Source organism: Planctomicrobium aquicomposti (assembly GCF_051466325.1).
GTDB lineage: Bacteria > Planctomycetota > Planctomycetia > Planctomycetales > Planctomycetaceae > Planctomicrobium.
Genome location: NZ_CP195792.1, coordinates 4430750 through 4443301, shown reverse-complemented (window position 1 = coordinate 4443301; position 12552 = coordinate 4430750). Strand labels below are relative to the sequence as shown.

Annotated in this window: 9 protein-coding genes; 6 read left to right on the top strand and 3 right to left on the bottom strand. The window is 60.7% G+C overall.

Annotated elements, in window-relative coordinates; genetic code table 11:
- The first annotated feature begins 1 nt into the window (after position 1).
- Positions 2–1294 carry a glycoside hydrolase family 15 protein gene (locus SH664x_RS17105; protein ID WP_437202952.1) on the top strand — a complete coding sequence of 431 codons (1293 nt, stop codon included), beginning with the start codon at positions 2–4 and terminating at the stop codon, positions 1292–1294.
- 157 nt (positions 1295–1451) lie between these two features.
- On the opposite strand, the gene hrpA is transcribed toward SH664x_RS17105, so the two are convergent.
- Genes hrpA through SH664x_RS17090 form a run of 3 tightly spaced genes read right to left on the bottom strand, consistent with a single transcriptional unit; the run spans position 1452 to position 7883 of the window.
- Positions 1452–5369, bottom strand: a complete 3918-nt coding sequence (gene hrpA / locus SH664x_RS17100; RefSeq protein WP_437202950.1) for an ATP-dependent RNA helicase HrpA — start codon at positions 5367–5369, stop codon at positions 1452–1454.
- A 47-nt stretch (positions 5370–5416) separates the two neighbouring features.
- Positions 5417–6655, bottom strand: a complete 1239-nt coding sequence (locus SH664x_RS17095) for an aminotransferase class I/II-fold pyridoxal phosphate-dependent enzyme (protein WP_437202948.1) — start codon at positions 6653–6655, stop codon at positions 5417–5419.
- Between the two features lie 52 nt (positions 6656–6707).
- Positions 6708–7883 carry a M24 family metallopeptidase gene (locus SH664x_RS17090; protein WP_437202946.1) on the bottom strand — a complete coding sequence of 392 codons (1176 nt, stop codon included), beginning with the start codon at positions 7881–7883 and terminating at the stop codon, positions 6708–6710.
- Between the two features lie 198 nt (positions 7884–8081).
- Here SH664x_RS17090 and SH664x_RS17085 point away from each other — a divergent pair, with 198 nt between their 5' ends.
- The 5 genes from SH664x_RS17085 to SH664x_RS17065 all read left to right on the top strand — a co-directional run bounded on the left by SH664x_RS17085 (position 8082) and on the right by SH664x_RS17065 (position 12538).
- Positions 8082–9986 (top strand): DEAD/DEAH box helicase, encoded by a 1905-nt coding sequence (locus tag SH664x_RS17085; RefSeq protein ID WP_437202944.1) that lies wholly within the window; start codon positions 8082–8084, stop codon positions 9984–9986.
- A gap of 98 nt (positions 9987–10084) precedes the next feature.
- On the top strand, positions 10085–11029 hold the full coding sequence (locus SH664x_RS17080; RefSeq protein WP_437202942.1) for a type I phosphomannose isomerase catalytic subunit: 945 nt from the start codon (positions 10085–10087) through the stop codon (positions 11027–11029).
- Positions 11030–11268: 239 nt separating this feature from the next.
- The gene (locus SH664x_RS17075) at positions 11269–11646 is read left to right on the top strand and encodes a hypothetical protein (RefSeq protein ID WP_437202940.1); all 378 of its coding nucleotides are present in this window, start codon (positions 11269–11271) and stop codon (positions 11644–11646) included.
- Positions 11647–11715: 69 nt separating this feature from the next.
- Positions 11716–12063: a hypothetical protein gene (locus tag SH664x_RS17070; RefSeq protein WP_437202938.1), complete on the top strand. Its 348-nt coding sequence runs from the start codon at positions 11716–11718 to the stop codon at positions 12061–12063.
- 160 nt (positions 12064–12223) lie between these two features.
- Positions 12224–12538 carry a hypothetical protein gene (locus tag SH664x_RS17065; protein WP_437202936.1) on the top strand — a complete coding sequence of 105 codons (315 nt, stop codon included), beginning with the start codon at positions 12224–12226 and terminating at the stop codon, positions 12536–12538.
- Positions 12539–12552 lie beyond the last annotated feature (14 nt).

The following is a 12552-nucleotide window of genomic DNA, read 5'->3' as shown; positions in this document are numbered from 1 at the left end:
CATGGCTCACGACTGGCAGGGAGTGCCGATCGAAAACTGGCTGACGAAAGATTCTACCCGCGACGCCTGCGAGGATCTGATTCAGTTTCTGACCGAGCAGGGGACCTTTCGTTTCCCGACCGTCTCGTCAGGCCTCTTTTCCGCCGCGGCTGCGGAGAGTTCCGAATTCCGGCTAACCGGCTATCAGAACGTCTGGACCCGCGACAATTGTCATATCGCCCATGCCTTGTGGGCCATCGGGGAAGAGAAAGCAGCCGTCCGGGCGACGGAAGCACTGCTCCGCTTCTACACGAAGTATCGACATAAATTCGTCCAGATCATCAACGGCGGTGCCGACCCGGACGAGCCGATGAACCGGCCGCATATCCGCTTTGATGGCGAACTGCTGCAGGAGCTGGATGTCCGCTGGTCGCACGCCCAGAATGATGCCCTGGGAGCGGTGCTGTGGCTCGCCTGCAAACTGCTTCGCTCCGGTTGTCTGTCTGCCGACGCAGAACGGATTGAACTGCTGGAACTGTTCGTTCGCTACTTTGCCAGCGTGCGATACTGGCAGGATGAAGACAGCGGGCACTGGGAAGAGACGCGGAAGATCGAAGCCTCAAGTATCGGCGCAGCGTTAGCAGGTTTACTGGAGCTGCGGTCCCTGCTTGCCGAACAACCGCAAGCCGGTTTCCCTCTGGATCTGCTGGAGGAGATGATCGAGAAGGGGAAGCAGGCGCTCGCAGAGATTCTGCCTGCCGAATGCCGGCAGCCCGACCCCTCGCAGCAGCGTCTTTACGATGGGGCCCTGCTGTTTCTGATTTACCCGCTCGGCGTGGTTGAGGGAGAGATGGCAGCTCGCATCATCGCAGACGTACGCGAGCACCTGACGGGGCAGATCGGAATTCGCCGTTACATTGGCGATTCCTACTGGTGTGCGGATTACCGCGATCTGCTTTCGGCAGAAGTCCGGACGTCCGACTTCAGTGATGATATGTCCGAGCGGGACAAGCTGCTGAAGCCGGGCCAGGAAGCCCAGTGGTGCATTTTCGATCCGATTCTGTCGATCATTCACGGCCGCCAGTTCGAGGCGACCGGCGATCCGGAATCACGGGCGTTGCAGGTGCACCATCTGCAAAGATCTCTCAAACAACTCACCTCCGCGGAATCCCGTTTTCCCCCCTACCGGTGTCCTGAGAGTTATTTTCTGGAGCACGGTCACTGGATTCCCAACGACATCTGTCCGCTCCTATGGACACAGGCCAACCTGCGGCTGGCGCTGCATCATTTCCGCGAAACCTGTCCGCAGGCGTGAGACCTCTCTGCAGCTGATGCAGACGATTCAGAAGGGGAGTGTCGCGGGAACCGGGAGAGCATTTTGACATTTGCTCCCCCCCGTCCTCGCCACACGGATCTCAGCATGACACGATTCGAAATGCGCGCTGCGTGGGGAATGCAAAGTGCAGCCTGCTCTAGATACCTACGGCGCGCCACGCCTCCTCAAGGCGTTTTTCCGAAACCGGAACCGCTGTTCGCAGCTGCTGCGCGAAGATCGAGACACGGTATTCCTCCAGCAGCAGCCTGTACTGGATCAGAGCGGTGCTTTGAGCAGCCTCCCGACCGAGACGACTGACCGCGAGTTGAAGGCGACGGAGGTACGGCTCGAGCTGCTGCTGATGTTTGCGATCCTTCTGAAAGCCGCCAGTGGTCGCTTTGCTGAAGCGGTGCTGCATCGCCTGCAGATAGCGGGGATACTGTTTGAGCCACGCCAATGGCACCTGTGCCAGAAATCCGGAGCGGGTCAGGTCCTGCAGCTGCAGCTTCAGGTCGGCTACCAGCGGAGCCAAAGCGGGTGCGGGGGATCGATCGAGCAGTCGGCGGACCGTATTGAACTCAGTGAGCAATGGGCCGAGCAGCTGCGCCAGATCCTGCACCGCGACCGCGATCAGGCTCTTGGCCTGCTTCTGTTTGAGCGCCCAGTCTGAGGCGGTGCGGGGGAGTTTGTCGTTGCTGAACAGGGCTTCGGCGGCGATCCGCTGTGACAGATGCTGTCGAAACTGCTTGCCATCCGGCAGGGCGAGTGCCTGCATCGCCAGCTGATTGATGTTCGGGAAATGCTTGATCTGCTCGGCGATCCGCTTTTCTTCCGCCAGCGAGAACAAACGGATCAGCGCGTGACGGGTTTGATGCTCGGCTTCCGTCGGGGTGTCGGCCAGCCGCAGTTGAATTTCACCGTTGGCCAGCTTCAGCATGGGAAACGCGACAACGGTGATTCCGTTGCGGTGCAGCTCCACCTGCGTCGGCAGATCTCCGAAATCCCACTGGGTGATGTTGTCTTTCTGCCAGCGCGTGTCCGAGACCTGACTGATGGTTTGTGACGACTGTTGCTGAATTTCCTGGCGCAGCTTCTGCAGATCACGTCCCGAGGTAATAACTTTGTCCTGCGTGGTGACCACCCGCAGGTGGAAGCGGAGGTGATCGGGCAGACGGGACTGTTCGAAAGCTGACACCGGGACATGCTCGCCAGAGCGACTGCGCAAGGCTGCAGCCAGCTGGGTGATGAGATCCCCCTGGCCATAGGCGAGTTGCCGTGTCACTTCCCGGGCTGTGTCGGGCACCGGAACAAAGAGGATGCGCAGCTCTTTTGGCAGCGTCTTGATCAGTGCGGCGACCTTCTCTTCCAGCAGACCCGGAACGAGCCAGCCGAGATTCTCCTCGGAAAGTTGATTCAAGCCTTCCGGGGGGACGATCAGCGTGACACCGTCGTCGACCGCGCCCGGTTCCAGATGATATTCGAGCGGCAGACGCATGGTGCCGATCCGCAGTTCATCGGGAAAGGCCTCCTGTCGCGGAGCCCCGCCCGGATCAGCGAGCAGATCTTCGCGGGAGAGAAACAGCAGCTTCGGCTGTCGGGCCTCGGCTGTCTTGCGCCACTTTTCGAAATTCGGACCGTCAAAAACATCCGGGGGAATGCGGGCGTCGTAGAAGTCGAATTCTGCCTCCTCACCGACGAACTGCACTCCCTGCCGCAGCTTCGCCTGCCAGTCTTCCAGCTCTGATTTCAGCCGGGCATTGTGCTTGAAGAATTCCCCTGGAGTGACGAGATCTCCTTCCACGAGCGCATGCTGAATGAACATCTCGCGAGAAGTTTTCGGATCGATATGTCCGTAGCGGCATTCCCGTCGCGGTACGATCACCAGCCCGAAAAGCGTCACCTTTTCAAACGCTTTGACCGAGGCACTTTTGGAATCCCAATGGGGCTCGCTGTAGGTCCGTTTGACGAGATGACCTGCCAGAGATTCGATCCACTGCGGCTGCAGGGGGCCGATGGTTCGGGCAAAGCGGCGGGTCGTCTCGACCAGTTCGGCCGCCATGATCCATTTCGGTTTGCTCGCGAACGCCACCGATCCGGGCCAGAGGAAAACCTTCTGGCCACCGCCCCGCTCGTACTCGGCGGTTTCCGTTCGCTGCGCGATGTTGGCCAGCAGTCCCGCGAGAATGGCGCGATGGATCGCCTGCTCATCGTTCTTGCGAGGAGTCGGCTTGATGCCGTGATCGATCACCAGTTCGCGCAGCTGGCGGTGCAGGTCTTTCCATTCCCGCATGCGATTGTACGACAGGAAATTCTGCTGACAGGCCTTGCGCAGCTGACTGTTCGAGAGCTTCTGCTCGAGTGCTGCGTAGAAGTCCCACAACGCGATCCAGGAAAGAAAATCAGACCGCTCATGCCGGAACTGCTGATGTGCGGTATCCGCCGCCTGCTGGCGGTCGAGCGGACGATCGCGCGGATCACGCAGTTCCAGCACCGATGCAATAATCAGTAGCTCTTCCAGACAGTGTTCATCCGCAGCAGCGAGAATCATGCGGGCAATGCGCGGATCGACCGGCAGCCGCGACATCGATTTGCCGATCGGCGTCAGCTGCTCCTGTTCATCAATCGCATTCAGTTCGAAGAGCATCTTCAGCCCGGAGCGGACAGCACTCGGGCTGGGGGGATCGAGAAACGGGAAATCTTCGATCCGGCCCAGATGATACGCCTTCATCTGCAGCAGCACCGAGGCGAGATTCGTTCGCAGAATCTCGGGCGGGGTATCGGGATCACGGGCGAGGAAATCCGCTTCGGAATAGAGTCGCACGCAGATGCCGGGACCGACACGTCCGCAGCGACCCGCGCGTTGTTTGGCGGAGGCCTGTGAGATCGGTTCGATCGGCAGCCGCTGTACCTGCGAAGTGGCCGAAAACCGGCTGATGCGCGCGGTACCGGGATCGATCACGTAGCGAATGCCCGGCACCGTCAACGATGATTCCGCGACATTGGTGGCGATCACAATCCGCCGGCCGTTGTGGGGTTCAAAGATCCGGTTCTGTTCTTTTTCGGAGAGACGTCCGAAGAGCGGAACAACGTCCGGCTTGCGTCCATTGTCGGCGGCGAATGACCGTCCCTGCAGCACGCGTGCGGTTTCGCGGATATCCCGCTCGGTCGGCATGAAGACCAGCATGTCCCCCGGTCCGTCGAAGGCGAGTTCTTCACAGGCATCGGCCGCAGCCTGTTGCCAGTCAATTTCGTCCCCCTCGTCCTCGGACTCGACCGGACGATAGCGGAGCTCCACCGGATAAGTCCGCCCAGACACTTCCAACACCCGCGCCGGTCGGTCCGGCGTGCCAAAGAAGCTGGCGAAGCGGGCGGCATCGATCGTCGCCGACGTAATAATGAGTCGCAGCTCGGGTCGCTGCGGCAGGATGCGTTTCAGATATCCGAGCAGGAAATCGATGTTCAGCGAGCGCTCATGGGCTTCGTCGACAATGATGGTGTCGTAGCGGCTGAGTAGCGGGTCCGATTGTGTTTCCGCCAGCAGGATACCGTCGGTCATCAGCTTGATGAACGTGCGGGGGGAGGTGGTATCCGTGAACCGGATCTTGAACGCGACACCGTCACCCACGCGGGTCTCGAGTTCTTCCGCCACGCGACTCGCCACCGAGCGGGCGGCGATCCGTCGCGGCTGGGTATGGCCGATCATTCCGGCCAGCCCTCGACCTGCCTCCAGACAGATTTTCGGCAGCTGCGTCGACTTGCCCGATCCGGTCTCCCCGCAGACGATGAAGACCTGTTCCTCCGCCAGCGTCTTGAGGATCAGTTCCTTCTCACCGACGATCGGCAACGTCGGGTCGTACTTGAGCGTTGGCCGGTGCTGCTGCCGCTGTTCCACCTGTTTTTCGGAGCGTTGCAGTTCTTCAAGAAGGCGGGACAAACTGCGGTCGAACGGTTTCTTTTCCCGTTGCAGACGGCGAATGCCGGCCAGCGATTTCTGCAGTCGTCCCCGGTCCGCCAGCAGACAGACCGCGATCCGATGTTCCAGTTCCGTCAGATTGGGAGCGGTCGATTCCGTCACAGTCGATTTCTGCAGTGTGCGTCGTGAGAGAAATTGCGAAGCGGAAATTATAGCGGCGAGGCGGCACGACACGGCATGTCGGAGAAAGTTCGCAGAATTGCTTCGACTCCCTCGTCGCCATGGGCGTAGCTGAGGGAGATCCGGAGACGGGAGGTGCCATGCGGGACGGTCGGTGGACGGATCGCTGCCACGAGCAGTCCCAGCTGTTCCAGTTGTCCCGCGAGCTGCACCGTGAGATCCGGATCACCCACAATCAGTGGAATGATCGGGCCGACGAGATTTTCCGGGACCTGCCAGCCGAGTTGACGCAGCTCCGTTTGCACACGGACGGAGGCAGCTGCCAGCCATTCCCTGCGCTGCGGTTCTTCCTCGATCATTTTCAATGCTGCCGTCGCGGCGGCGCAGCTGGGAATTGCCAGCGCTGTCGAAAACAGTTGGGTCCGCGCTGAATTCCAGAGCCATTCACAGAGGTCATGGCTGCCGGTGACGAAGCCCCCCTGTGAGCCGATCGCCTTGCTGAGTGTGCCGATGCTGACCACGCGGCGGGCTGTGACCGGGTCAGAAAGGAGTCCCTCCAGCAGACCGCTCCCTTTGTCCCCGCACGTGCCGGTCGCGTGTGCTTCATCCACGATGAGCAACGCGTCATTCCGGGTCACCAGTTCGATCAGTTCTGCGAGGGGAGCGGCATCGCCATCCATGCTGAACAGCGAATCGGTGACGACAAATCGTCGGCGGAACGAAGGTCCACGCTGCAGCTCGCGATGCAATGCGATGAGGTCATTGTGCGGATAGACCCGGAACGTCGCCCGCGAGAGGCGGCAGCCATCAATCAGGCTCGCGTGGTTCAGCCGGTCGCAATAGATGACATCTTCGGGCCCGGCCAGCGCCGTCAGAACGCCGACGTTCGCGGCGTAGCCGGAAGGAAACAGCAATGCCCTCTCGGCCGACTTCAACCGGCACAGGCTCTGTTCCAGCTGATCATGCCAGATCGTCCGGCCGGTCACGAGAGCACTCGCCCGCGCGCCGATTCCACCGGACTGCAAAGCCTCCTGCGCGGCGCTGATGACGCGCGGATCTTCCGCCAGCCCGAGGTAATCATTGCCGGCGAAGTTCCACAGTTCCTGGCCGTCGCTCAGGCAGCGACCGTGAGGCAGCGGCGTGATGTTCCGCTGCCGCCGGCGCAGGTGCGCAGCGGACAATCCCTCCAGCCCCTGCTGCAGCCAGTGCAGCGGATCGGGTTGTCCGGAAGTCGTTGCGCCCAGGGGAACATCAGGAGAAGAAGTCATCTCTGCGATTCGGTTCTCACGGAGCCGGAGCATCGCGAGGCTCCACGGATCGTTACGTCAGCCGGATCTCGTGGTGGCTGAGCCGTTCATAACCCTGCTCGGTGATCAGGTAGTTATGCTCGATCCGCATGCCGCCGATCCCTTCCTGATACGCTCCCGGTTCGAGCGTAATGACATTGCCAGTCGCCAGTGTGTCGGTGCTGCGGGGAACCAGAATGGGGGGCTCGGGGTGGGCGAGACCGATCCCATGCCCGGCGTGATGCGTGAAGACCTTCGGCTTGCCGGCGTCGTGGAAGGGCTTCGCGACCGCCCGATACACCTCGGCTGCGGAAATTCCGGCGGCGAGTTTCTGTTCGCCCGCTGCCATGGCTGCCTGACAGATGCTGAACAGTTCCATCACACCTTCCGACGGTGGCCCGACCGAAACGGTATTGGTGAAGTCGCTGCGGTAGCCATCGAGCATCACGGTGTAATCGAGGATAAACGTGTCCCCCTTCTGCAGCGTGCGGCCCTGGCTGTTGGGGAGGCCACCGTTCTTTGGCTTGTCGGGGAAGCAGGCCCGGAAGTCTCCGTAGACGATGGCGGGACGCTCAGCGGCAGCGACAGCTGCTTTCTGGACTTCGCAGAAGATTTCGAACTCCGTGATCCCCTCCGCCACGATTTCCAGCAGGCGGGCCTGGCCGGCGGCGCCCGCCACCATGCACTGCCTGAGGAGAGCAATTTCATCGGGATCCTTCCGGGTCCGCAGGCTGCGGAGGATCGTTCCCAGATCGGTCAGGACGCTCGCACCTGCCTCCTGATTGGCGGAGAACTCGTAAGAGCCGGGATCCAGCAGCACCGCCGCTCCCAGCGGCAGCCATTCGGCTTCCACCAGACCTTTTCGTCCTCGCAGATCACCGGCCACATCGCTGAGTGCCTTGAAGAGGGCATGGTCGCGGTTCACCACGCTGTGCTGGTGGTCGTACCAGGTGGTGACGATTTCACGATCGGCATAAGGGGCGTTCGTGGCGGAGCGCAATGAGAAATTGTCCCCCAGCAGCGTGGCCCGTCCGTTTCGTTCCAGCAGCAGCAGACCCCGCTCGCCAGTGGAGAAGCTCAACGGCTGAACCCAGAAATTCGCGAGGTATTGGACGTGACGAGGATCTGCGATCAGGACCCATTCGATGGCCTGGGGGAGGAGATCCCATAACCGTTGACGACGGGCCAGGCAGCCTTCGAGAGTGAGCATCTGTGAACTCGATCAACAAGATATGAAAAACGGATACCCCGCCTCCTTCAGTCGGGGCAGGGGCCAAGAGAGGATTGTAACCGTAGTGATCTCCCCGGAACACCGCCGCATCTGTTAATCTCCAAACGACTGCCGGAAGAGTCCATTCCGGCGGGAATCGGGCAAGAGAATCGCCGCCGGAGCGGATTCGGCACAGGAATGGCGGAACACACAATGTGGGGGAAACTGTCACGCTGGCGCGCGGAGGCCCATCGAATCCTTCGGCTACAGGCGTCGCTGAAGGAGATCAGCGGCGGTGAGCTGCTCCGTCGGGCGAAGGGGCTGCAGTGGCGCGCCCGGGCGGGTGAACCGCTGCGGGGGCTGTTGCCCGAGGTCTATGCACTCGGAATTGAATCGGCCTGGCGGGCACTGGGGATGCGGCACTTCCCGGTGCAGGTGATGGGGGCGATTGCCCTCTTCGAGGGGAACATTGCCGAGATGCAGACGGGTGAAGGGAAAACGCTCACGGCAACGCTGCCGGTGATCCTGCGGGCGATGGTCGGCAAAGGGGTGCATGTCGTCACCGCGAACGATTACCTCGCCAAGCGCGATCAGGAGAAGATGCAGGCGGTCTACGCTCCGCTGGGTCTCTCGACCGGCTGTGTGCAGCAGCAGATGTCCGATCCCGATCGGCAGCAGGCGTACGCCTGTGACATCACCTATGGAACTGCCAGTGAAATGGGGTTTGACTTTCTGCGGGACCGGTTGAAGAAAGGGGCGGGCAATGCCGACAGCCTGCAACGAATGATCTTCGAGAACGCCGAAGAGGGCGAAGTGCCGGTGCAGCGAGGGCACTATTTTGCACTCATCGACGAAATCGACAGCATTCTGATTGATGACGCCCGAACCCCCTTGATTATTGGTGTCATGCAGGAAAACCGCCCGGCGATGGTCAGCCTGTATCGCTGGTGCGTCGGAGCGATCGCCCATCTGAAACGGAATGAAGACTACCTGTTCGATGAGCGGAAACGGCAGGTCCACCTGACCGATCACGGCTGCCGGCATATCACTCTGCTCAATAAGCCGGTCCTGCTCGATTCGATTGATACCGAGCGGATCTATCAGCACATCGAGAAAGCGCTGACTGCGCAGCTGGCCTTCGAGCGGGATCGCGATTACGTCATTTCCGAAGGGGAAATCGCCATCATCGATGAAGGGACCGGCCGCAAGATGGAAGGCCGCAAATGGCAGGAAGGTCTGCACCAGTCCATTGAAGCCAAAGAGCGTCTCGACGTGACGGAGATCACATCGTCTGCTGCCCGGATCATGATCCAGTCGCTCTACCGGCAATACGAACACCTGGCGGGGATGACCGGAACCGCTTCGCAGGCCCGCAGTGAGTTCAAACGGGTGTACGGCCTGAAGGTCTCCGTGATTCCGACCAATCGTCCCTGCATCCGGAAAGGACTGCCGACGCGTGTCTTTGTTTCCCAGGCGGCCAAGTATGGAGCGATCGTCGATGAGGTGATCCGGCTGGCGGCGCAGAAGCGGGCGATTCTGATCGGGACACCCTCGGTGGATGCGTCGGAAATGCTTTCCGCCCGGCTGAAGGGAGCTCAGATTCACCATGTCGTGCTGAATGCCCGCTATCACGAGCAGGAGGCGGAAATTGTCGCCCAGGCAGGTCGACCGGGACGGGTCACCATCGCGACCAATATGGCGGGGCGGGGGACAGACATCCTGCTGGAAGATGTTGTGCGTGAGAACGGGGGGCTGCATGTGATTGCCACCGAGATGCATACCTCGAAGCGGATCGACCGTCAGCTCGTGGGCCGTTCCGCGCGGCAGGGGGACCCGGGGAGTTTCCAGTTTTTTCTCTCTTACGAAGATGAGCTGCTGCGGGTGATGAAGCCGGAGGCGCGGGCGCGGCTGATTCGTCGGGCCCGCCCCGATGCGAATGGCGAACTATCCCGCTGGTCCGCGCGGCTGTTTACGAAAACGCAGAAGTCGCTGGAGAAACTGCACGTGAAGCAACGGAAGCGGCAACTGAAGTACGAGAAAGAACAGAAGAAAAAGTACAGGAAGATCGGTCTCGATCCGTTTCTGGAGGTCGCTGATTCCTGAGGCGGTCCTCTTCCCTTGCAGTCTGCCGTGAAACCGGCAAACTCCTGTCATTGCTGTCGCGAACCCCTTCAACGAGTTTCTGCCGCCAGTCAGTGCCGATGCACATCCTGCGTTTTCAACCGTTGCTGCGTCGGGCTCTCTGGGGAGGGACACGGTTTGGTACCGAACTGGGCAAGCAACTGGGGGACGGGGGAAGTTTCGCCGAGTGCTGGGAAGTCGCGGATCTGCCGGGCCTCGAATCGGCGATCGAGGATGGCCCGCTGGCCGGATTATCGATTCGCGAACTGATGCACCACCGCGCGCGGGAACTGCTGGGGCGGCATCTCGGGCTTACCCGCTATCCGCTGGCGGTGAAGTTTCTCGATGCCGCTGACTTCACGTCGGTGCAGGTGCATCCGGCAGACGATGACCTCATCCCTCCCAAAAAAGAGTTATGGATCATTTTGGACGCGCAGCCGGGGAGCCGTGTCATTGCCGGTTTGCGGGCGGGCGTGCAGCAGAGTGACCTGCAGCAGGCGCTCGCCCATGATCGACTCGCCGAGTGCGTCCACACCTTTGAAGTGACCCCCGGTGATGTGGTCCTTATCGAACCGGGAGTGCTGCATGCGCTGGGAGCGGGGATTCTCGCGGCAGCCGTGCAACAGCCTTTGGAGACCGCCTTCCGGATCTATGACTGGCGTCGACTCACGCCGGCTCAGTTACCGCGCGAACTGCAGCAGGAGCGGGGGCTGGCTGCGGTTGATTATCAGCGTGGTCCAGTGCAGCCTCTGGTGCCCCGCAATCTTTACCTGCCTGGGGGGCCGCAGCAGCTGGTGGACTGTGATGCGTTCACGGTGAACCGGTATGCGGATACGGGGTGGCTGGCGCTCCCGGACGACAACCGGTCGCATGTGCTGACGGTGGTGCAGGGGACGGTGATCTGCACAGGAGGTGACGCCCTCAATCTGCTGACGGGGGACACAGTGGTCCTTCCCGCCGAGAGGTCCCGTGTCACGCTCGATTTTACCCCGGGCGCCGTCTTGTTGGACTCATTTCTTCAATAGCGCGCTGTCAAATGAGCGGCGCTTGTGTCGTTTCGGCGACACATTTTTTCTGGCACGCCAAGATGCCAAAAAATCTAAGTACTGATGGTGGATGGGGTTTGCGCTCAATCGTGCTCCGTGGGCTGGCATCGGGCCGCTCTTTGCTTTTTGTCCATCTCATCAGACGTGAATGCGAACGAAGCGGCTGAGACCGCTCAGCAGAACACGCCGAACACCCTTTCAGAAAGTCGGAGACTGCCATGAAGAAGTTCATCCTGAGTGTTGCTGCTGTGACGGGAATTTCCCTGCTCGCTGTTTCGGGAGCGGAAGCTGCCAACTACGGACCGGGCTGGGGAGCCGGAAACTCTTACAACCACAATCACAATCACGGCTCCAACAACAACCTCTGGGGCTGGAACAACCGGCCTGCCTTCAACAACGTTCACAACCATTCGCACTACAACCCGCCGCGAGTGGGATACAGCCCGGTCCCTGTGGTCCGGACCCCGGTTGTCCCGGTCACCCGGCCCTACCTGGGAGCCGGCTGTAACACGCCGGTGTACAACACCTACCCGGTCTACAACACCGTGCCCAGCTTCGGTCTGACGACCCCGGGCTTCAGCTTGTATGCCCGCTAACTGAATGTGCTGCTGTTTCCCAAAGTTCATCCACGTCATCACAAGACATCAGAAATATTGGAGGCTGCCATGAAGAAGTTCATCCTGAGTGTTGCTGCTGTTGCGGGGATTTCCATGCTGGCTGTTTCGGGAGCGGAAGCTGCCAACTACGGCCCGGGTTGGGGAAACCACAACCACAATCATGGTCATCACAATAACTGGGGCTCGAACAACCGGCCCGGTCACAACCACTCGCACTCCAATCTGCCGCGAGTGGGCTATGGGCCGGCTCCGGTCTACCGGGCACCGATTGCTCCGGTCGTCCGTCCTTACCCCAGCACAATCTGCCCGACTCCGGTGTACAACACCTACCCGGTCTACAACACCGTGCCGAGCTTCGGCCTGACAACTCCCGGCTTCAGCCTGTTCGCCCGCTGAATCAGGTTCCCCTGTCTTCTGTCCGCGCAGCCAGCGCTGCGAATAACAAAACGCTGAGTTGCGGACGGTCAGGGAAAGGGGAGCTGACGATCGAGCCTCACCAGACAGAGTTCTGTCATCACCAAAAACTGACACACCTCAGAATTGATTGGAGACTGCCATGAAAAAGTTCCTCCTGGGTTTGGCTGCTGTGGGCGGAGTTTCCCTGCTGACTGTGACCGGCACCGCTGAAGCGTCGCATCACAATCGTGGCTGGAACAACCACGGCCACCATCACCATCACAACCAGGGACGCTATGCCCCCGGTCGAGGAGGGTATGTCCCGGTGGCTCCCGTGATCCGCCCGCAGCGGCCCGTCATCCTGCCTTATCCGAACACCTACTGCCCGACTCCTGTTTATCAGGCCTATCCGGTCTACAACTCAGGGCCGAGCTTCGGTGTGACGACTCCCAACTTCGGTCTGTTTGTCCGGTAAGTGCAGGTCCCCAT

Bases quoted from the DNA above. Each gene is read 5' to 3' on its own strand.
- SH664x_RS17105 (WP_437202952.1), top strand. From the start codon at position 2: ATGGCTCACGACTGGCAGGGAGTGCCGATCGAAAACTGGCTGACGAAA.
- SH664x_RS17095 (WP_437202948.1), bottom strand. From the start codon at position 6,655: ATGACTTCTTCTCCTGATGTTCCCCTGGGCGCAACGACTTCCGGACAA.
- SH664x_RS17090 (WP_437202946.1), bottom strand. From the start codon at position 7,883: ATGCTCACTCTCGAAGGCTGCCTGGCCCGTCGTCAACGGTTATGGGAT.
- SH664x_RS17085 (WP_437202944.1), top strand. From the start codon at position 8,082: ATGGCGGAACACACAATGTGGGGGAAACTGTCACGCTGGCGCGCGGAG.
- SH664x_RS17080 (WP_437202942.1), top strand. From the start codon at position 10,085: ATGCACATCCTGCGTTTTCAACCGTTGCTGCGTCGGGCTCTCTGGGGA.
- SH664x_RS17075 (WP_437202940.1), top strand. From the start codon at position 11,269: ATGAAGAAGTTCATCCTGAGTGTTGCTGCTGTGACGGGAATTTCCCTG.
- SH664x_RS17070 (WP_437202938.1), top strand. From the start codon at position 11,716: ATGAAGAAGTTCATCCTGAGTGTTGCTGCTGTTGCGGGGATTTCCATG.
- SH664x_RS17065 (WP_437202936.1), top strand. From the start codon at position 12,224: ATGAAAAAGTTCCTCCTGGGTTTGGCTGCTGTGGGCGGAGTTTCCCTG.